The organism is Roseovarius sp. D0-M9 (assembly GCF_037083805.1).
In the GTDB taxonomy this organism is placed as follows: domain Bacteria; phylum Pseudomonadota; class Alphaproteobacteria; order Rhodobacterales; family Rhodobacteraceae; genus Roseovarius.
The window spans coordinates 1-18,791 of record NZ_JBAPKZ010000007.1 but is presented as its reverse complement, the minus strand read 5'-3'; the positions used below and the strand labels follow the sequence as shown (position 1 = coordinate 18,791).

Here is an 18,791-nt window from a genome sequence, read left to right as displayed (position 1 = left end):
GGTGCAGATAGAGCCCTAATCTAAGCGGAGGCACGTCATGCAACTGGATCATCTGGTCATCAACACCCGCCTTGGGATGGACGTGGCGGCCGAGGTGTTTGCCGATCTGGGGTTTCATCTGACACCGCGCGGCCATCATTCTCTGGGCTCGATCAATCATCTGATGTTGGACCCGGTCAGCTATCTGGAGCTGGTGGGCGTCCCCGAGACGGGCAAGCAGCGGCAGGATGTGCTGGACAGTCCCATCGGCCTCAGCGGGCTGGTCTTTCGCGCTGAGGATGCGCGGGCGACCTATGCCCGGCTGCGCGATGCGGGCTTTGCCCCGCAAGAGCCGATCCTGCTGGAGCGGCCCGTGACGCTGGACGGTGCGGAGCATATGGCCCGCTTTCACAATGTGCGCATGACATTTGCCGAGTTTCCGGCAGGGCGCGTTTATTTCTGCCAGCATCTGACGCCCGATCTGGTCTGGCGCAAAGAGTGGCTGGACCATCCGAACGGATTTTGCGGCATCACCGGCATGAGCGTGCAAAGCCCCGATCCGGGCGCGGAGGCTGCGCGCTATGCGATGCTGGCGCGAGGTGAGGCGGCGCAGGCGGACGGGGGCTGGCGCGTGACGGGCGGTGGCTTTGCCCTCCATATCACCGAAGGTGCGGACCGTTTTGTGGATGCCACGCTTGCCTTCGAGACGGTCGAGCATATCGCCGCACGCGCCGAGGCCACGGGCGGCGCCGAATGGCAGCCGCGCGGGGGCGGCGGGGTCTTGACCATTCCGGCGCTCGGAGTGACGTTGCACTGCCACAGCATCCGAAGCCAAACGAAAGACGCAAAATGACCGACGCCCCGTTCTATCCTACGCATCGCACGCCCGTTTTCGCCAGCAGCATGGTTGCCGCGTCGCAGCCTCTGGCGGCGCAGGCCGGGCTGAGGATACTCGCCGAGGGCGGCAATGCGATCGACGCAGCCTTGGCCACGGCCATATGCCTGACGGTGGTCGAGCCGACGGGAAATGGCCTTGGATCGGACGCGTTCGCCATTCTCTGGGACGGCAACAAGCTCCATGGCCTCAATGCATCGGGCCGCTCGCCCGCCGCCTGGACCGAGGCGCAGTTTGACGGCGGCGTGCCGCAGCGTGGCTGGGATGCGGTGACGGTGCCGGGCGCGGTTTCGGCTTGGATGCGGCTGTCGCGCGAACATGGGCGCTTGCCCTTTGCGCAGCTCTTTCAGCCTGCGATTGGCTATGCGCGCGGCGGCTTTGCCGTCTCGCCCACCATCGCGGCGCTCTGGGCCAAGGGTGCGGCCCTGCTCAAGGATCAGCCGGGCTTTGCCGAATGTTTCATGCCCGCCGGGCGGGCCCCCCGCGCGGGCGAGGTGTTCCGAAATGAGGCGCTGGCAACGACGCTGGAGCTGATCGCCGATACTGGCGGCGAGGCGTTCTATCGCGGCGCTTTGGCGGAAAAGATCGCTCAAGCGGCCCGCGCCAATGGGTCGGCGATCAGCGAGGGCGATCTGGACGCCCACGAGGCCGATTGGTGCGGCACGATCCAGATGCCATTCCGCGGGGCCGAGCTGCACGAGATTCCGCCCAACGGGCAGGGCATCGCCGCGCTGATCGCGCTGGGCCTTGTCGACCGGACCAAGGTGGCCGATTTCGGGCCAGACGATCCGGTGGCGCTGCACCTTCAGATCGAGGCGACCAAGCTGGCGCTGGCCGATTCCGCCGCGCATGTGGGCGATCCGGCCGCGATGGCCTTTGGCCCCGAGGCGCTGCTGTCCGGCGATTATCTGGACGCGCGTGCGGCGCTGATTGATCCGGGGCGCGCGGGTGATCCGGGCGCCGGCGCACCAAAGGCGGGCGGCACCGTTTACCTCACGGCGGCAGACAGCGAGGGGCGCATGGTGTCCTTCATCCAGTCCAACTACATGGGTTTTGGTGCGGGTGTGGTCGTGCCGGGCACGGGTATCCACATGCAGAATCGCGGTGCCGGCTTTGTCGCCGAACGTGGCCATCCCGCCGCTGTCGGCCCATCGCGCCGTCCGTTCCATACCATCATTCCCGGCTTCGTCACGCGCGGTGGCGCCCCCGAGATGAGCTTTGGCGTTATGGGCGGCCCGATGCAGGCGCAGGGGCATCTTCAGATGATGCTGCGCACGATGCTGTGGGGGCAGGGTCCACAAGCGGCCAGCGATGCGCCCCGGTGGCAGGCCGTGTCTGGCCGGCGCGTCGCGGTCGAGGATACGATGCCCGATGCAACCGTCGCGGCGCTCGAAGAGATGGGGCATGACGTTGTGCGCGGCGGCATGGCGGCCGAGTTCGGCTTTGGCGGGGCGCAGCTCATCCGGCGCAGCGAGGGCGGATATGTCGCCGGGTCGGACCACCGCAAGGACGGCTACGCCGCTGGATTTTGAGGCTCTGTTACGGCGCGTAGAGCCTTGAAAAGGCGTGGCGCACGTTTGCCGTCACCTCTTCCAGCCTGCGCGAGATATGGCAGCGCATCTCGCGCGCTGCGCCCTCCTCATCGCCCGCCGCCACGGCATCCAATATGCGTGCGTGGGGCTGTGTGGTGATGGCGGGCGCGCCGTCCCGCTCGCTGAGCAGTTGCAGGTCGATGACGCGAATGTAGTGAATGCGCGCGGCGGCGTTATCCAGCAGGCGCACCAATTCGGCGTTGCGTGACATCAGCGCGATGCGGCGGTGAAAATCCTCATCGAGCCGGATCAGCTCGACCGCCGAAACACCGCTGGTGTATCGGTCTTTCGACTGCTCCAGATCGGCGCGAAGGCGGGCGATATCCTCTGGTGCGGCGCGGCGCGCGGCGAGGCGCGCGGCTTCGCCTTCGATCGCGGCGCGGGCTTCGTAAAGGTCCATCATCTCGGCAGGGTTCAGCGCCCGGCAGTGAAAGCCCTGACCGCGTTTGAACGTCAGGAAGCCCTCGGCGGTCAGGCGATTCAGTGCCTCGCGCAAGGGCGTGCGGCTGATCGACAATTGCACGGAAATCGCGCTTTCGTTCAGGCGCTGGTCCGGCTTGAACTCAAAGCTGGCGGCCATTTCCTTGAGGGTGCGATAGGCGCGCTCGACCGCGCCGGTATCTTGGGGATCAGTATCCTGGATCATGCGACTGCCTTGAAACTCTGCCCCGATGTGGGCCGCTGAAACGAAATTACCGTGTGCCTGAAAAATAGCAATTGATTTGCACACCGTTCTGCATATTGTGCTGTATACAGATTTGGTGGCCCCACCGCCACAGTAAGGAGTAGGCATGAGCAATTCGATGACAGGCGCGCAGGCCATGGTTCGCAGCCTCGAGGCGCATGGCGTGCGGCATATCTTTGGGCTTTGTGGCGACACGACGCTGCCTTTCTATGATGCGATGTTGCAACTGGATCACCCGATCGAGCATGTCCTGACGCGGGACGAGCGCAGCGCGACATATATGGCCGACGCCTATTCGCGTGTCACCGGCCGGGTGGGCGTTTGCGAGGGGCCGTCAGGTGGCGGTGCGACCTACATCCTGCCGGGCCTCATCGAGGCAAGCGAGAGTTCCTATGCCGTCCTCGGCATCACTACGGACGTATCGGTCGCCAGCTACGGGCGCTATCCGCTGACCGAAGTGGATCAGGAGGCGCTGATGCGCCCGCTGACCAAGTGGAACACGGTGATCAAGCGCGCAGATCATATCCCGCGCATGGTGCGTCAGGCGTTTCGCGCCATGACCACGGGGCGCTCGGGCGCGGCGCATCTGGGGCTGCCTTATGACATCCAATACGATCAGGTGCCTGCCGAGGATGTCTGGGCCGATCCAAAGCTGACCAGCTATCCCGCCTATCGCACCGGCCCCGAACAGGGCGCTGTCGAGGCAGCGCTCGATGCAATCCTGTCGGCCAAATCCCCGCTGATCGTCTGCGGGGGCGGGGTCGTGATTTCGGGCGGAATGGAGGCGCTGGACCGCCTTGCCGCCCGGCTCGACATCACGGTTGCGACCTCGATTTCAGGGCAGGGTAGCCTTGCCGAGACGCATCCCAATTGCCTTGGCGTCGTCGGCTCGAACGGCGGCACGGACGAGACATGGGAGGCGATGGCAGGCGCGGATCTGGTCGTCTTCATGGGCTGCCGGGCAGGCTCGACCACCACGTCGCGGTGGGAGGCGCCAAAGCCGGGGACGCGGGTCGTGCATTGCGATGTCGATCCTATGGTGATCGGGGCCGTGTTGCCGACCGAAGTGGGCGTCGTTGGCGATCTGCGCATGACGCTGGACGCGCTGAACGCCGAGCTGGACAGGCGCGATCAGGGCGCGGGCACCTTCGGCGGGGCCGCCGCCGTGGCTGATATCCAGAAACGCAAGTTCGACAAGTTCAACGTCCTGGCCCAGTCGGATGAGGCGCCGATTCGTCCCGAGCGCATCATCGCCACGTTGCAACGCGTTTTGCCTGAGGATGCGACCGTCGTGTCGGACCCCGGCACGTCCTGCCCCTATTTTTCGTCCTACTATCAACTGCCCAAGGCCGGTCGCCATTTCATCACCAACCGCGCGCACGGCGCGCTGGGATACGCGCTGTCGGCCTCCCTCGGGGCGTGGTTCGGCAGGCCCGAGTCCAAGGTTGTTGGCCTCATGGGCGACGGATCGTTCGGATTCACCTGCGGCGAGCTTGAGACAGTGACGCGCTGCCGCGCACCGATCACCTATATCGTGTTTTCAAACTCCAGCTTCGGCTGGATCAAGGCCAGCCAACATGACGATTGCGGTGGGCGCTATTATAATGTCGACTTCAACCGGGTCGATCAGGCCGCCGTTGCTGCCGCCTACGGCGTCAAATCGTGGCGCGTCGAAGATCCGGCCAAGCTGGAGGGCGTGCTGCGCGAGGCGATTGCCCATGACGGGCCGACTCTGGTCGACGTCGTCTGCCAGCCGCTGGAAGAGGCCAAGGCGCCTGTCCGCCGCTGGATGGGTTGATGTGGGGCGCCTCGGAGTGTTCGGGGCGCGCAAGGCAAGACACAAAACAATACACAGGGAGACTATGAAATGATCACATTCACTCGCAGAACGGCCGCGCTTGCGGCTCTGGCATTGGCGTTGCCCTTTGGCGGCGCGTCGGCGCAGGACTACCCTGCCAAGGATCTTACGCACATCATGCCATGGAGCGCGGGCGGCGGGACGGATACCGTCATGCGGACCTTCATGAATTTTGCCGAGCAGACGCTGGGTGTCGGGATCAATACCCAGAACATCACCGGTGCGCAAAGCGGGATCGGCACGCTGCGCCTGATGAAGGCGCGTCCCGATGGCTATACAATCGGCTCGCTGACGTGGGACAGCGTCATCACCGTACCCTACTATGGCCTCGTGCCGGGCTATGACACCGCCGAGCTGGAGTATCTGGCGTCGGTCACGGTGCACCCCACGGTGATCGCGGTGAACGCGGATTCGCCCTATGAGACGCTGGAAGATTTCGTTGCGGCGGCCAAGGAAGCGCCCGGCGATCTGTCGATTTCGAACGTCGGCAGTGGCGGCGTGTGGCATCTGCCTGCGCTGGATCTGGCGGATGCGACGGGGATCGAGGTCAATCATGTGCCCTATCCCGACGGTTCGGGCCCGCAGCGCGAGGCGCTGCTCTCTGGCGAGACGGACGCCGCATCGCTGAGCGCATCGGCGGTCTATGCCGCGGTGGAATCCGGCCAGGCGCGCGTTCTGGCTGTCATGGGCACCGAACGAAGCGAATTCCTGCCTGATGTGCCGACGATGCAGGAATTGGGCTATGATGTCGTCTGGGGCAGCTTTCGCCTGATCGCCGCGCCCAAGGGGATCGACCCCGCGCAGCGCGAAGTGCTGGAAAAGGCGTTTGCCGATGTGTTCGAACTGCCCGAGTTCCAAGAACGTGCAGAAGAGACCGCGATGGGTGCTGTCTACATGGACGGGGCCGAAACCACGGCCTATGTCGAAGCATCGCAGGAAAAAGCGTTTGCCCTGATCGACAATCTGGTCGAGCAAGGTATCCTCGAGAAGTGATAAGCTGGGCGGGGCGCGCCCGGATCGGTGCGCCTGCCCAACCATTCAGATCGCGCAAAGGATGATCTCCGCATGACCCGCACTGTGCGACCCAGCGGCCCGGCGATCTTTGCGCTGGTTTTGCTGGTCTTGACCACCGTCTATGCCAGCCAGATTTTCAGCCTTGGCATGCCTTTTTCGAACGGGGTCGAGCCGGGCGCATCGTTCATGCCGATCGTGCTGAGCGCGATCATGTATGTGTCCGCCGGGCGCATCCTTGTGGAGGAGCTGCGCAAAGGGCGCGCAGCCGCCACTGCTGCCGCGCAATCGGATCACGTGTCGAATGTCGGGATCATCGGGCCGGTCATCATCGCCATCCTCACCATGGGCTTTGCCGCCGGACTGGAGCGTGTCGGGTATATCATTTCCGCTGGCGCCTATACGTTCGCCGTTGCCCTCTATTTCAATTACGAGCAGCACGGACGCCCGCTGCGCGCCATTGCTCTCGCCGCGATCACAGCCTTGGGAATCACTGGTTTCTGTTGGCTCTTCTTTGTGAAGCTGTTCGGTCTCTATCTGCCAACGTGGAGTCTTTAGGATCATGCTGGACCTTCTTGGTGGCTTCACCACACTCTTCACGCTCTGGCCGTTTCTCTACCTTGTCGGGGGCTTTTTGCTGGGTTTGTTCTTTGGGGCGATACCCGGCCTGACAGCAACGCTGGCGATTGCGCTGCTGCTGCCCTTCACCTTCGGGATGGAGGTGGTGAACGCGCTTGTCATGGTGATGGGCATCTACATGGCGGGCATCTATGCAGGCTCGATCACGGGGATCACGCTGAACATTCCCGGCGCGCCCTCGGGCGCGATCACCAGTATCGATGGCCATGCCCTGATGAAGAAGGGCCATGGCGCGCAAGCGCTCAGCCTCGACGCCTTCGCGTCTTCGGTTGGCGGCATGATCGGCGCGCTGGTGCTGATGCTGCTGGCACAGCCGATCAGCGAATTGGCACTGCTGTTTCGGACGCCAGAAAAATTCTCACTGGTGTTGCTGGCGGTGGTTACCGTCACGATCGTTGCGCGCGGATCGCTGTGGAAGGCGACCGTGGCCATGACGCTGGGCCTGATGATTTCGACCGTGGGGATCGATCCGATGGTGCCCACGGGACGGTTCGATTTCGGCAGCTATCACCTGGTCGAGGGGATCGGCCTCTTGCCCGCCGTGATCGGCCTCTTTGCGATCTGCGAGCTTTTGGTGCAGGCGGCGACGCCCGCGCGCAATGCGATGGGCGTCGCGGTGGCCGATATGCCGCGACTTCGGCACCGTGACTTCATCCCGAATTTTGGCATCATCCGCGAGATTGGCGCCTTTCTCTATATCAAAAGCTCGGTCATCGGCGTGCTGATCGGGATGCTGCCGGGCGGCGGCGCGTCAATGGCGTCCTTTATCGCCTATGCCGAGGCCAAGCGCACGGCCAAGCACCCCAAGGAGTTCGGCCAAGGATCGCACGAGGGGTTGGCGGCCTCCGAATCGGCCAACAATGCGATGTGCGGCGGCGCAATCATCCCGTTGCTGACGATGGGCATTCCCGGAGACGCGGTGACAGCGATCATCTTTGGCGTGTTCCTGCTGCATGGCCTCGTGCCCGGACCCGGCCTCTTGGTCGATCATACGGCAACCGTCGCACCGATGTTCGCCGCGCTGTTTGTGGCGTCGAGTTTCGTGATGATCTCCGTAATGCTCTTTGGCCCCTTCTACCTGAAGCTGGCACGCATAAACCGGGGCGTCCTCTATGCATTCATTGCATTGATCTCGATGGCGGGGGTCTACGCCTCGTCCTTTTCTGGATTCCAGATGTGGATGGCACTGGCGATCGGCATTTTCGCCTACGCACTGCGCCGCTTCGACTACCCGGTCGTTCCAATGTTGATGGGCGTCATTCTTGGCCCCTATCTGGAAGAGTTCCTGCGCCGCTCACTTATCGTCTCGCAGGGCGATCCGCTGATCTTCATCACCAGCCCGTTCAGCCTGATGTTCCTTGTGATGACACTGGTCTTTGTCTGGCTGCTGCGATTGCGCCCGGGCGCGCGCAGCTGACTCGCATTGACTTGAGCGAAAGTGGTGACCCCGGCAGGATTCGAACCTGCAACCTGCCCCTTAGGAGGGGGCTGCTCTATCCAGTTGAGCCACGGGGCCAGCGGTGACTGCATAGCGCGGTGCGGCGGGTTTGTCATCGGCGAATGACATGTGCAGGTCAGGCCGGGCATCGCGCTTGATCCGTGCCTCATGTTCGCGGTAACGTTTCATGAATTTACCGGGATACCCGCTTTGAACAAACCACCTAATCGTACGTTGACCCTCCGCGACGTCTCGGAGGCGTCGGGTGTGTCCGAGATGACCGTTAGCCGCGTCCTGCGCAACCGCGGTGACGTGTCCGAGGCGACGCGCCTGCGCGTGCTGGCCAGTGCCAAGGCGCTTGGATACGTTCCGAACAAGATCGCAGGCGCGCTGGCATCCAACCGGGTCAATCTGGTTGCGGTCATCATTCCGTCGATGTCCAACATGGTTTTTCCCGAGGTCATGATGGGCATCAATGAGGTGCTGGAAGAGACGGAATTGCAGCCCGTCATGGGCCTGACGGATTATACCCGCGAAAAGGAAGAAAAGGTGCTCTACGAGATGCTGTCATGGCGTCCCTCGGGTGTCATTATTGCAGGGCTTGAGCATTCCGAGGCGTCGCGTGCGATGCTGCGCGCTTCGGGTATTCCTGTCGTCGAAATCATGGATGTCGATGGCACACCGGTCGATTCTGTCGTCGGCATCTCGCACCGCCGCGCGGGCGAGCAGATGGGGCGCGCAATCCTCAAGGGGGGATATCGGCGCATAGGTTTCATGGGCACGACGATGCCGCGCGACCATCGTGCCCGCAAACGATTTGAGGGGCTGACGGATGTTCTGGGCAAGGCGGGGGTCGAGATTGCCGAGCGCGAGTTCTACTCGGGCGGGTCGGCCCTGCTGAAGGGGCGTGAGATGACCCGCGCCATGATGGAGCGTGATCCTGATCTGGATTTTCTTTACTATTCCAACGACATGATTGGGGCAGGTGGCCTTTTGTGGTTGTTGGAGCAGGGCTATGACATCCCCGGCACGATCGGTCTGGCGGGTTTCAACGGGCTCAACATGCTCAAGGGTCTGCCGCGCGAGTTGGCAACGATGGACGCCTGCCGCCACGAGATTGGCCGTCGCGCGGCGCAGATCATCGCGGATCGGGCGAAGCCGGGTGCCGACGTGGGGCCCCAGCGCATCGCACTGGAGCCCCAGATCAGCTATGGCGATACGCTCCGCCGGCCTTAGCCCGCCGAGCCGTGAGGCCTGCGCTTGTGTGGCGAAGGGAATGCTTCAGATCGCACTGACGTTGCTCTGGTCCGCGGCGCGCGCCCCGCGCAGCTTGCACCCAGCCCAAAAGAAAAGCCCCGACCGGGTGACCGGTCGAGGCTGAATTTACGATTGGGCGATCGCAGCAAGATCAGTCTTTTTTCTTGCCCTTGATCGGACCCCAGATGCGCTTGTTCGTCAGGTAGAGAAGGACCGACAGGATCGTCAGAAAGATGACGCCCGTCAGGCCCGCATACTTGCGCGCCATCATCTTGGGTTCGGCAGTCCAGGTCAGGAATGCCGCGACATCCATCGACTGGCTTTCCAAGGTGGCCTCGTGGCCATCGTCGAACTCTACCATATCGTCGTAGATGGGTTGAGCCATGCTGATCCAGCTGCCCGGAACGGTGTAGTTGCCGTCTTCGTCCCTGCATTCCGCCGGATAGCCGCCTGCGCCGAACACAGAATTGTAGTATCCGGGGAAATCGTCAGGCGCGCATTCGGGTGTCTCATCATAGCTGGTCATGAGGTTGTAGATATACTCGGGCCCACCGATCCCCTTGAGGAACTGGTTGATTCCAGTGCCGTAAGGTCCGTGAAAACCGGCCCGTTTCTTGGCCATCAAGGACAGGTCAGGCGCGTTTTCCAGCATTGATTCGGGGAAACGATCCGACGGCTTGGCATCGCGGTAATCGTCCAGCTCGGGGTCAAAGACCTCGAATTGGCTGGCGTATGCCCGCACCTGATCCTCGGGAAGTTGTGGACCACCGTCGTCACTCAATGTGCGGATGGGCACATACTCGAGGCCGTGGCAGGACGCGCAGACCTCGGTATAAACCTTGAGTCCACGCTGAAGTTGAAGCGGATCAAAGCTGCCGAATGGTCCTTCGAACGAGAAGTCCACATCCTCGATGTGGACCTCGCCACCCGCCGCCAGCGCCGCGCCGCCCGAAAGGGTCAGCGACAGTGCCACGGCGACAGGTGCGCCAAATTTGCGAAATGTTGCGTTCATCATTCTGCCTCTCACTCGGCCGGTTTGACGATGGTTTGCGTACCACCCGTATTGGGAGCGTAATGCGCCGCGAAGTCTTCTTCGATGGTCGCAGGCTGCGGCAGCGGTTTTTCGATGACGCCCAGGAGGGGCAGTATAATCAGAAAATACGCAAACCAATAAGCAGATGCGATCAGCGAGATGACGCCATAGATGCCTTCGGCAGGCATGGCGCCGGCCCACATCAGGACGAAGAAGTCGAGGACCAGAAGCGCGAACCACCACTTGAACATCGGACGATACCGGCCCGAGCGGACGCTGGACGTGTCCAGCCAAGGCGCCAGAGCCATGACCGCGATCGCGCCGAACATTGCCAGCACGCCAAAGAACTTGGCGTCAACGATGCCGCCGGTTATCCAGCTGGCCGCCATCACGACCCATACATCAGCAGTGAAGGCGCGCAGGATGGCGTAGAAGGGCAGGAAGTACCATTCGGGCACAATGTGCGAAGGTGTGACCAGTGCATCCGCTTCGATGTAGTTGTCAGGGTGACCCAGGTAGTTGGGCATGAAGCCAACAATCGCAAAGAAGACGATCAGGATGATGGCGAGCGCAAAGAGATCCTTGATCACGAAGTAGGGCCAGAACGGAACAGTATCCTTGGCCGCCTCGCTCTTGGACGTGCGGCGCACTTCAACGCCAGTCGGGTTGTTGTTGCCCGTCGTATGGAATGCCCAGATGTGCACAGCCACCAATGCCGCGATGATGAACGGCAGAAGGTAGTGCAGGCTGAAGAAGCGATTCAGCGTTGCGTTATCCACCGCCGGTCCGCCCAGCAGCCATGTCTGGATCGGCTCGCCAATGAAGGGGATTGCGCCAAACAGGCCGGTGATGACCGTGGCGCCCCAGAACGACATCTGGCCCCATGGCAGGACATAGCCCATGAATGCCGTGCCCATCATCATCAGATAGATGAGCATGCCGATGATCCATGTGATCTCGCGCGGCGCCTTGTAGGAGCCATAGTAGAGACCGCGGAAAATATGCGCGTAGACCGCGACAAAGAACAGCGAGGCGCCATTCATGTGCAGGTAGCGGATGAAGTGGCCACCGTTCACGTTCCGCATGATATGCTCGACCGACGCAAAGGCGTAATCGACGTGCGGCGTGTAATGCATGACCAGAACGATGCCGGTAATGATTTGCAGCGCGAGGCAAAAAGTCAGGACGATGCCCCAGATCCACATCCAGTTGAGGTTCTTGGGCGTCGGAATCATGATCGTGTCATAAAGCAGACCAACGATGGGCAAGCGCTTGTGCAGCCACTTCTCCCCCCGCGAGGTCGGTTCATAATGATCGTGCGGAATACCAGCCATTGCTTGTGTCCTTATCCCAAAATGATCGTTGAGTCGCCGTCAAACGACGAGGGTGGCACCGGCAAATTGGTTGGTGCGGGGCCTTTGCGAATGCGTCCCGCAGTATCGTAGTGCGAACCGTGGCAGGGGCAGAACCAGCCGCCGAACTCACCGGCGCCATCGCCGAGCGGCACGCAACCCAAGTGAGTGCAAACGCCCATCATGACCAGCCATTCACTGTCCGAACCGGCCTCCATGTCAGGGGTCAAAAGGCTGCGATTCGCGTCCGTCGCGGGTGCGGTTCCATCGATATTAGCGTTGCGCGCGATCGGGTCCGGCAGTGTCGAGACATCGACAGAATTGGCAGCCTCCATCTCGGTCTCGGTCCGGCGACGGATGAAGACCGGCTTGCCCAGCCATTTCACGGTCAGCTGCGAGCCCGGCTCGAGGCCGCCGACATCCACCCGGATCGAGCTGAGCGCCTGAACGTCGGCCGATGGGTTCATTTGATTGACGAGCGGCCAGATGGCGGCACCGGCTGCGACAGTGCCTGCACCGGCGGTCGCGTAATAGAGGAAATCCCTCCGGGTGCCTTCGTGATCTTCTGCGTGGGACACGAGGTTTACTCCATTCTCAGGGGCGGTTCAGTCTGCCCCATGCGGGTTTGAGGTCGCAGGTATCCCGCAACCGTTCCGACCGGGGTTTTAGCTGGGCTTTACCAGCCCGTCCAGTGCGCAATGTGCCCCATGCGGCAGGAGCGCGCATGTGTCGCGCATGTCGCAGAGAGACGGCCATGTGGCGGCAACTGGCCGCACGGCGCTTGAGGCGCGGGAGTGCGGGGTGTATCAGATCGCTCAATCACCTGCCCAAAGTGAAAGCGCTCATCCCAATGTCACATATGATGTCCAATGCCTTCAAGTCCGCCGCCGCAATTGTGGCGCTGGCCGTGGCCACGCCCGCCGCAGCCGAGCTGGAGCTTAGCTTCTATCTTGGCACGCAGACCGCCAGCGATAGTGATGCATCGGGTTATCTGCCCGATGGCACCCTGTTTGACCGCAAGGTCAGCTGGGACGGGAAGTCCTTTGACAATCCCTACTACTACGGCGGCCGCGCCATGTGGTGGATGGACAATGGCCTTGGTTTCGGCCTTGAGGGCACCCATACCAAGGCCTATGCCAGCGCCGCAGATCGCGCGGCCATTGGTGTCAGCCGCCTCGAGTTCACTGATGGGCACAACATCTTCACCGCCAACGTGATGAAGCGCTATCCCGGCGCCTTCGATGGTAGCCGTTTTACCCCCTATGCGGGCGCGGGCATCGGTCTGGCGATTCCCCATGTCGACATTCAGGTGCCTGGGTCGGGCCGGCGCACCTATGACTACGAGACAACCGGCCTTGCCCTGCGCGGCATCGCGGGAATAAAGTATGACCTGACGGAGGATTGGGCGCTTTTTGGTGAATATCAGATCACCTGGTCCGACAATGACGTGACGATCAAGGGCGATATCGGCCAACCGGACGGCAAACTGCGCACCGAGCTTGTGACGCATGCAGTCAACATCGGTATCAGCTACAGCTTCTGATCGCGGATAGTTATTTGCGCTTTTTGCGGCCCGGAACGCCAGCCAGCGTTTCGGGCCGTTTCATTTGCGCAGCCTCTATTCCGGCTTGGTGCTTTGCATGGAGGGGCGCTGGTCGAACTTGCCATACCATGCGGCCAGTTGCGGGCGCGCACCGCGCCATTCGCGGTGCGGCTGGCGAAAATCAAGATAGCTGAGCGCGCAAGCGACCGAGATCTGCCCCATGTCCAGCGGCCCCGAAAGATGGCTGATCCAGCGACCCTCCAGCGCATCCATTGCGGCGGTGATCTTGCCCCACTGCGCCTCAATCCAGTTGTCCCACTGCTTGGCCTCGGGGCGCATACGCACCTCGTAGACCATCGCAAGGCCGGCATCCATGATCGCATCGCCCGTCGCCTCCAGCGTCAGCACCTCCCAGAGGCGCGTCGCGGGATAGAGACCGCCACCGCCGTGCGCGTCCAGATAACGGCAGATGACGCGGCTGTCATAGAGCGCGCCGCCGTCATCGCGGATCAGGGCCGGAATCTTGCCCAAGGGATTTGCGGCAGCGACGTCGGCGTCGGTCTGGATCGGCGTTGTCGTGACGATCTGCATCTGGACGTCGTCCGTCATGCCAAGCTCGTGCAGGACGACCGCGACCTTGCGCGCAAAAGGGGATGTAGGGCCGGTAAGCAGTTTCATCTGGGCGCTCTCCTGAGTGCGATTTGCGTCAGCCTATGAGGGCGCCCTGCGCCTGTCCAGAGACCAGCGCTGTCCCGATACCCCTAGACCGCGCCGCGCATCAGCGCCGACAACAGAGCGATCTCCTGACCCATCCCAAAGGCATCGACCTGGCCTGCGGCGCTCAGGCGCGCCGCCTCGGGTTTGTTCTGGCTCAGCTTCCATGTGCCATGCACTTCGCTGATCTGCATCCGGCAGGGCATGATCTGGCGCATCATCCGCTCCATCACGCCATCGGTCATCTTGTCCGATGTCCAGGGCGTCTTGGGCGCGAGCCGCTTTTCATATGCCTCTGATTGCAGATCCAGCAGGTCGCGCAGTTCTTCCTCGGGCCGCAGGGCAATCTCGCCCACGAGGTGAACGGCGATGTAATTCCACGTCGGCACCTGATCCCCTATGCCATACCAATCGGGCGAGATGTAGGAATGGGGGCCCTGCACGGCGAGGCGCGCATGGGCGCCGCCCTTGGCCAGAGCCACAATAGGATTCGAGCGCACAAGGTGGAAATCCGCCACGTCGCCCGCAGCGTTCAGAACGAAGGGGATGTGGCTGATGAGGGGCGCACCGTCGCCCGCGACGGCCAACATGCCAAACCCCTGCTGGCGGGCGAAATCAAGGTTGAAATCGGCGGCCGCGCCGCGAAAGGCGGGATTGGGATGCATCAGGCGGCCAACAGCTGCACGCCGCGCGCGCCGCTGATCTGTGCGTGCACGATCTGGCCCTCGGCGCGGGGCGCGTCAAAGGCGACCTCGGTGAATTGTTCGGTCCGGCCCATATGGGCGTTTTCCATCAGCACATCATGCGCACGGCCCAATTGCGCCGCCAGATGACGCGCAACCTGTGCATCGCCCGCCGCGCGCAGCCGTGCCGCGCGCTCCTTGGTGGCGCGGCCATCCACTTGGGGCATCCGCGCAGCGGGCGTGCCGGGGCGGGGCGAATAGGGGAACACATGCAGCCATGTCAGATCGCAGTCCCGCACCAGAGCAAGCGAGTTCTCGAAATGCGCCTCCGTCTCGGTGGGGAAACCAGCGATGATATCAGCGCCAAAGGTCATCTCGGGGCGCAGGCGTCGCGCCTCTTCGGCAAAGCGAATTGCGTCGTCCCGCAGGTGTCGCCGCTTCATCCGCTTGAGGATAAGGTCATCACCATGCTGAAGGCTGAGGTGCAGGTGCGGCATCAGACGCGGCTCGGTCGCGATGGCCTGCATCAGGTTGTCGTCCACCTCGATCGAATCGATCGAGGAGATCCGCAGGCGCGGCAGGTCGGGGACCAGCTTCAGGATGCGCATCACCAGATCGCCCAGACGCGGCGCCGAGGGCAGATCGGCGCCCCAGCTGGTCAGGTCCACGCCAGTCAGCACCACCTCGTTATAGCCGCGCTGCACCAGACGCTTGATCTGGTCCACCACCACGCCCGCAGGCACCGAGCGCGAATTGCCCCGCCCATAGGGAATGATGCAGAACGTGCAGCGATGATCGCAGCCGTTCTGAACCTGAACATAGGCACGGCTGCGGGTGCCAAAGCCGTCGATCAGATGGCCTGCCGTCTCGGTCACGGACATGATGTCATCGACCTGAACAGGCTCGGTTCCGAAATCGCCCGCCAGAGCGGCCCATGTTCCCGCCTGCATCTTTTCGGTGTTGCCGATCACCGCATCGACTTCGGGCATCGACGAAAAGGTCGCAGGCTCGGTCTGGGCGGCGCAGCCGGTGACGATGATGCGCGCGCCCGGATTGTCGCGGCGCAGGCGGCGGATATCCTGACGCGCCTTGCGCACGGCCTCGGACGTTACGGCGCAGGTGTTGACCACGACCGCGCCCTTCAGACCCGCATCTGCGGCCAGTTCCTTCATCGCCTCGGTCTCGTAAGCGTTGAGGCGGCAGCCGTGGTTGGAAAAGATCGGCGCGCTCATCTGACGCTCTCCAGGAATTGCGCGGTCAGCGTGCCGCTTGCGACATGCATCGTCGGCCCGGTCATCCAGACGCCATCCTCGCGCCATTCCACGTCCAGGGTGCCGCCGTCCAGTGCGATTTGCACGGTGCGGCCCGTCAGGCCCCGGCGCGCTGCCGCAACTGCCACGGCGCAGGACGAAGAGCCGGAGGCGAGGGTCAGGCCCGCGCCCCGCTCCCACACGCGCATGCGGATACGGTTGGGGCCTGTGATCGTTGCCACCTGCACATTCGTGCGCTCAGGGAAAAGCGGGTGATGCTCGTACCGGGGGCCGAACTGCTCCAGCGGGATCGCGTCCGCATCAGCAACGAAAAAGGTGCAATGCGGGTTGCCCATGCCGGTGGCCACGGGGCTGCCCTCGATCGGCAGTTCCAGTGTGTCCATTTCCTCGGCCAGCGGAATTTCCTGCCAGTCGAGCTGCGGCGCGCCCATGTTGACCGATGTCTGCCCGCCGCCGGCGTCCTGCGCCCGCAAATCGCCCCGCGCGGTGCTGAGAAGCAGCGTGTCCTTGCCGGTCTCGTCCATCAGGTAGCGCGCGATGCAGCGCGTGGCATTGCCGCAGGCGCCTGCGGTGCTGCCATCGGCGTTCCAGAAGGTCAGATGCGCGTCGCCTGCGCCAGTTTCGATCACGGCCAGCTGGTCAAAGCCGATACCCCGATGCCGGTCGGCAATCGCCATCGCCAAGGGGGCGGTCATGCCGAACTCATGCGCGCGCGCATCGACAACGACAAAGTCGTTGCCCAGCCCGTGCATCTTCATGAAAGGCAAACCCGTATTGCGTCGTTTATCCATGTGGCGGCATATAACCCCCCGCCGGAAATGAATCCAGAGATTGCGAGGCTTTGTCGTCGGAATTGGGGTTGACCCCCGGCCACGCTCTTTCTAGATACCGCGGCAGTGGGCCCTTAGCTCAGTTGGTAGAGCAACTGACTTTTAATCAGTGGGTCGCAGGTTCGAATCCTGCAGGGCTCACCACTTTCCCCACCTGGGTTGAACGAACGCGCAGATTTTGGGATGTGCGATGGTCCGGATACCGGATGAAGTATATCCGCACGGCCGTGAGGCCGTCCTTGAAGGTATCGCTCGAGCGCCCACTCGGTTGCCATCCAGGCCAGCAGCCTCGCCTGCGCGTCCTGGCGGTATGGACAAGCGGCTTGCCCGCTTGATCGAAGCGTCAGGGTGCTGGCGGACCCTTTCCCCATAGTGAGTAGATTCCGACCCTATGTGGCCCCTGCGTCAAAACGTAATGTTGATTCGTGTCCACGAGTCTCGACGGGGGCACTTCGAGACCGGGCAGTCAGGACTTCGCTCGATGCAATTGGAGGCGTCCCTTCCCCTTGATGCATCACTGTAGCCAAGAACACCTGACTGCCCATTCGCAACGGACGATCGCTGCGCCTTGCAGGCTGGCCGCGTGGGAAAGCGCGCCATCCTCTCGAACCATGACGACACTTTGGAGGGGCAGGCGCTGTGACCATTTGAAAGGACTACACATGAGCCGGATCGTTTATATTGTTGGCGCAGTTGTCATCGTCTTGGTGGTGCTCAGCCTTATAGGCTTTGGCTAATTGCGCGTCTTGACGGATTGAATTCGTCAGACGAGCGCAATGCAGGGCTACCAGAGGGCACTTCAATCGGGCGTGATGAAAATTATTCAAGACCCCGGCTTGAGGTCCGAAGGCATGATGCCTTGGGACGGTGCCAGACTGGCAATGCCCACCGGGCCAGTCCCCGTGCCCCTTCTTAACAATCTGCGGACCGCTCTGTGTCCCTTGATCGCCATCGCTCTGCTGCGCTGGTTGACCTTCTGTTCTGGCCTTTGCGCTCCGCTGCAACCCGAAAGGAAACTCACCATGCTGCCCAAGACACAAGCAAATGTTTTCATTCAGACCCTCGAGGAGATGCGCGACCACGAAGTCCAGCGCAAGAAGACGCAGCTGCGCCTCAGGGTCAACGCGTATCTCAAATCGCTCGTTCCAGCGCCTCGGGCCGATGCCGACAGGGGGAAACGTCGAACGACGCGAACCCTGGATCATGGCAACTGACAGGCAAGAGACATTGCCGCACGCGCTCACAGCGCATCAGACCGAAATTCAGGAGCAAATTCATGAAAGCCGAAACCTTGGACGACCTGTGCCTGCACACCTTGAAAGACGTGCTCTACGCCGAGCGCAAGATGCACGAGGCGCAGCCACAGATGCAAAGCATGATCAGCGATCCGGAGCCGAACCACGCGCCGCTGCCGCAGAGCAAAGGGACGAGTGAACAGTTTGCGCGGCTCGAAGAGATCTTCGCAAGCCTTGGCAAGCTCGCCAAGGCCAAGAAATACGGCCCCATGGTCGGGCTGATCGAAGAAGCCGAAGCGCTGATGATCGAAATCGGCGCACCCGGCAGCAAGGACGCCGCGCTGACCTCGCTTGCGCAAGCGGTCGAGCATTATGAGATCGCGCTGCGCCACGCCGATGGAGCCGGCAATGCCTCGTCATCTGGAAACGGCAGCGCGCATGAAAGCGGCGCTTGACCAAGGCCGAGGCAACAGCACGCGCCATCAAGGCCGGGGCCACCGTGCCTGACGGAAAACCAGACTGCGGCTTCCGCCGCTTCGTGGTGCGCGGACAGCAACGTAGCGGCAAGCGCGATCCCGCGCCTCTGCCCCACGGATACGGGTTCCGGGCATCTCCTTCGGTTGCCTGTGCATTTCGGCGGCCGATTTGCGCGACGAAAATCATCCTTAGCGAGAGGCACCAATGATCACACCACACCCTTTTCACACCCTCCTTCCGCAGCATTCCCAGTCGCTGTATCGCCGGGCGCTGAAACTGACCAACAACAAGCATCGCGC

18 protein-coding genes and 2 tRNA genes are annotated in these 18,791 nt (G+C 62.5%); 11 read left to right on the top strand and 9 right to left on the bottom strand.

Annotated features, from left to right (window positions below):
* Positions 1 to 37 precede the first annotated feature (37 nt).
* Together V8352_RS06575 and V8352_RS06570 are read left to right on the top strand one after the other, a co-directional pair.
* The gene (locus tag V8352_RS06575) at positions 38 to 832 is read left to right on the top strand and encodes a VOC family protein (protein WP_336423477.1); all 795 of its coding nucleotides are present in this window, start codon (positions 38 to 40) and stop codon (positions 830 to 832) included.
* Positions 829 to 2,406: a gamma-glutamyltransferase family protein gene (locus V8352_RS06570; protein ID WP_336423476.1), complete on the top strand. Its 1,578-nt coding sequence runs from the start codon at positions 829 to 831 to the stop codon at positions 2,404 to 2,406. The genes V8352_RS06575 and V8352_RS06570 overlap by 4 nt, the downstream gene beginning before the upstream one ends.
* Positions 2,407 to 2,413: 7 nt before the next feature.
* Here V8352_RS06570 and V8352_RS06565 read toward each other — a convergent pair whose 3' ends face one another.
* Positions 2,414 to 3,112 carry a GntR family transcriptional regulator gene (locus V8352_RS06565; protein WP_336423475.1) on the bottom strand — a complete coding sequence of 233 codons (699 nt, stop codon included), beginning with the start codon at positions 3,110 to 3,112 and terminating at the stop codon, positions 2,414 to 2,416.
* A 145-nt stretch (positions 3,113 to 3,257) separates the two neighbouring features.
* Here V8352_RS06565 and V8352_RS06560 point away from each other — a divergent pair, with 145 nt between their 5' ends.
* The 4 genes from V8352_RS06560 to V8352_RS06545 all read left to right on the top strand — a co-directional run bounded on the left by V8352_RS06560 (position 3,258) and on the right by V8352_RS06545 (position 8,076).
* Positions 3,258 to 4,949 carry a thiamine pyrophosphate-binding protein gene (locus V8352_RS06560; RefSeq protein WP_336423474.1) on the top strand — a complete coding sequence of 564 codons (1,692 nt, stop codon included), beginning with the start codon at positions 3,258 to 3,260 and terminating at the stop codon, positions 4,947 to 4,949.
* A 69-nt stretch (positions 4,950 to 5,018) separates the two neighbouring features.
* Positions 5,019 to 6,002, top strand: coding sequence for a tripartite tricarboxylate transporter substrate binding protein (locus V8352_RS06555; RefSeq protein ID WP_336423473.1), 984 nt, complete (start codon positions 5,019 to 5,021; stop codon positions 6,000 to 6,002).
* A gap of 72 nt (positions 6,003 to 6,074) precedes the next feature.
* Entirely contained in the window at positions 6,075 to 6,578 is a 504-nt protein-coding gene (locus V8352_RS06550) for a tripartite tricarboxylate transporter TctB family protein (RefSeq protein WP_336423472.1), read from the top strand.
* 4 nt (positions 6,579 to 6,582) lie between these two features.
* Positions 6,583 to 8,076 carry a tripartite tricarboxylate transporter permease gene (locus V8352_RS06545; RefSeq protein WP_336423471.1) on the top strand — a complete coding sequence of 498 codons (1,494 nt, stop codon included), beginning with the start codon at positions 6,583 to 6,585 and terminating at the stop codon, positions 8,074 to 8,076.
* Positions 8,077 to 8,098: 22 nt separating this feature from the next.
* On the opposite strand, the gene V8352_RS06540 is transcribed toward V8352_RS06545, so the two are convergent.
* A tRNA-Arg gene (locus tag V8352_RS06540) sits at positions 8,099 to 8,175 on the bottom strand.
* A gap of 90 nt (positions 8,176 to 8,265) precedes the next feature.
* On the opposite strand from V8352_RS06540, the gene V8352_RS06535 reads away from it, so the two are divergent.
* Positions 8,266 to 9,333, top strand: a complete 1,068-nt coding sequence (locus V8352_RS06535; protein WP_442970972.1) for a LacI family DNA-binding transcriptional regulator — start codon at positions 8,266 to 8,268, stop codon at positions 9,331 to 9,333.
* A 172-nt stretch (positions 9,334 to 9,505) separates the two neighbouring features.
* Here V8352_RS06535 and V8352_RS06530 read toward each other — a convergent pair whose 3' ends face one another.
* The 3 genes from V8352_RS06530 to petA are packed head-to-tail and all read right to left on the bottom strand — an operon-like array spanning position 9,506 to position 12,317.
* A complete protein-coding gene (locus V8352_RS06530; RefSeq protein WP_336423469.1) occupies positions 9,506 to 10,369 on the bottom strand; it encodes a cytochrome c1 in 864 nt (287 codons plus the stop codon).
* Positions 10,370 to 10,377: 8 nt separating this feature from the next.
* Positions 10,378 to 11,721, bottom strand: a complete 1,344-nt coding sequence (gene petB, locus V8352_RS06525; protein ID WP_336423468.1) for a cytochrome b — start codon at positions 11,719 to 11,721, stop codon at positions 10,378 to 10,380.
* An 11-nt stretch (positions 11,722 to 11,732) separates the two neighbouring features.
* Complete coding sequence (petA, locus tag V8352_RS06520; protein WP_336423467.1) at positions 11,733 to 12,317, bottom strand: ubiquinol-cytochrome c reductase iron-sulfur subunit; 585 nt, start codon at positions 12,315 to 12,317, stop codon at positions 11,733 to 11,735.
* Between the two features lie 272 nt (positions 12,318 to 12,589).
* Here petA and V8352_RS06515 point away from each other — a divergent pair, with 272 nt between their 5' ends.
* Positions 12,590 to 13,282: an outer membrane beta-barrel protein gene (locus V8352_RS06515; RefSeq protein ID WP_336423466.1), complete on the top strand. Its 693-nt coding sequence runs from the start codon at positions 12,590 to 12,592 to the stop codon at positions 13,280 to 13,282.
* Positions 13,283 to 13,357: 75 nt separating this feature from the next.
* Here the strand turns inward: V8352_RS06515 and V8352_RS06510 are convergent, their stop codons facing one another.
* The 4 genes from V8352_RS06510 to dapF all read right to left on the bottom strand — a co-directional run bounded on the left by V8352_RS06510 (position 13,358) and on the right by dapF (position 16,741).
* Entirely contained in the window at positions 13,358 to 13,960 is a 603-nt protein-coding gene (locus tag V8352_RS06510; RefSeq protein WP_336423465.1) for a glutathione S-transferase, read from the bottom strand.
* A gap of 83 nt (positions 13,961 to 14,043) precedes the next feature.
* The gene (locus tag V8352_RS06505; protein ID WP_336423464.1) at positions 14,044 to 14,661 is read right to left on the bottom strand and encodes an FMN-binding negative transcriptional regulator; all 618 of its coding nucleotides are present in this window, start codon (positions 14,659 to 14,661) and stop codon (positions 14,044 to 14,046) included.
* Positions 14,661 to 15,911, bottom strand: a complete 1,251-nt coding sequence (gene mtaB / locus V8352_RS06500; protein WP_336423463.1) for a tRNA (N(6)-L-threonylcarbamoyladenosine(37)-C(2))-methylthiotransferase MtaB — start codon at positions 15,909 to 15,911, stop codon at positions 14,661 to 14,663. The genes V8352_RS06505 and mtaB overlap by 1 nt, the downstream gene beginning before the upstream one ends.
* Complete coding sequence (dapF, locus tag V8352_RS06495) at positions 15,908 to 16,741, bottom strand: diaminopimelate epimerase (RefSeq protein ID WP_336423462.1); 834 nt, start codon at positions 16,739 to 16,741, stop codon at positions 15,908 to 15,910. Before dapF ends, mtaB begins: the two co-directional genes overlap by 4 nt.
* Before the next feature lie 107 nt (positions 16,742 to 16,848).
* On the opposite strand from dapF, the gene V8352_RS06490 reads away from it, so the two are divergent.
* From V8352_RS06490 to V8352_RS06480, 3 genes are all read left to right on the top strand, one after another.
* A tRNA-Lys gene (locus V8352_RS06490) sits at positions 16,849 to 16,924 on the top strand.
* A 632-nt stretch (positions 16,925 to 17,556) separates the two neighbouring features.
* Positions 17,557 to 17,994, top strand: a complete 438-nt coding sequence (locus tag V8352_RS06485; RefSeq protein ID WP_336423461.1) for a hypothetical protein — start codon at positions 17,557 to 17,559, stop codon at positions 17,992 to 17,994.
* Between the two features lie 62 nt (positions 17,995 to 18,056).
* The gene (locus V8352_RS06480) at positions 18,057 to 18,470 is read left to right on the top strand and encodes a DUF892 family protein (protein ID WP_336423460.1); all 414 of its coding nucleotides are present in this window, start codon (positions 18,057 to 18,059) and stop codon (positions 18,468 to 18,470) included.
* The last annotated feature ends 321 nt before the right edge of the window (positions 18,471 to 18,791 follow it).

Coding starts and splice junctions, on each gene's coding strand:
- V8352_RS06565 (WP_336423475.1), bottom strand. CDS start 3,112: ATGATCCAGGATACTGATCCCCAAGATACCGGCGCGGTCGAGCGCGCC.
- V8352_RS06545 (WP_336423471.1), top strand. CDS start 6,583: ATGCTGGACCTTCTTGGTGGCTTCACCACACTCTTCACGCTCTGGCCG.
- V8352_RS06485 (WP_336423461.1), top strand. CDS start 17,557: ATGCAGGGCTACCAGAGGGCACTTCAATCGGGCGTGATGAAAATTATT.
- V8352_RS06555 (WP_336423473.1), top strand. CDS start 5,019: ATGATCACATTCACTCGCAGAACGGCCGCGCTTGCGGCTCTGGCATTG.
- petB (WP_336423468.1), bottom strand. CDS start 11,721: ATGGCTGGTATTCCGCACGATCATTATGAACCGACCTCGCGGGGGGAG.
- V8352_RS06550 (WP_336423472.1), top strand. CDS start 6,075: ATGACCCGCACTGTGCGACCCAGCGGCCCGGCGATCTTTGCGCTGGTT.
- V8352_RS06570 (WP_336423476.1), top strand. CDS start 829: ATGACCGACGCCCCGTTCTATCCTACGCATCGCACGCCCGTTTTCGCC.
- V8352_RS06575 (WP_336423477.1), top strand. CDS start 38: ATGCAACTGGATCATCTGGTCATCAACACCCGCCTTGGGATGGACGTG.
- dapF (WP_336423462.1), bottom strand. CDS start 16,741: ATGGATAAACGACGCAATACGGGTTTGCCTTTCATGAAGATGCACGGG.
- V8352_RS06560 (WP_336423474.1), top strand. CDS start 3,258: ATGAGCAATTCGATGACAGGCGCGCAGGCCATGGTTCGCAGCCTCGAG.
- V8352_RS06515 (WP_336423466.1), top strand. CDS start 12,590: ATGTCACATATGATGTCCAATGCCTTCAAGTCCGCCGCCGCAATTGTG.
- V8352_RS06535 (WP_442970972.1), top strand. CDS start 8,266: ATGTTCGCGGTAACGTTTCATGAATTTACCGGGATACCCGCTTTGAAC.
- V8352_RS06530 (WP_336423469.1), bottom strand. CDS start 10,369: ATGATGAACGCAACATTTCGCAAATTTGGCGCACCTGTCGCCGTGGCA.
- mtaB (WP_336423463.1), bottom strand. CDS start 15,911: ATGAGCGCGCCGATCTTTTCCAACCACGGCTGCCGCCTCAACGCTTAC.
- V8352_RS06510 (WP_336423465.1), bottom strand. CDS start 13,960: ATGAAACTGCTTACCGGCCCTACATCCCCTTTTGCGCGCAAGGTCGCG.
- V8352_RS06480 (WP_336423460.1), top strand. CDS start 18,057: ATGAAAGCCGAAACCTTGGACGACCTGTGCCTGCACACCTTGAAAGAC.
- V8352_RS06505 (WP_336423464.1), bottom strand. CDS start 14,661: ATGCATCCCAATCCCGCCTTTCGCGGCGCGGCCGCCGATTTCAACCTT.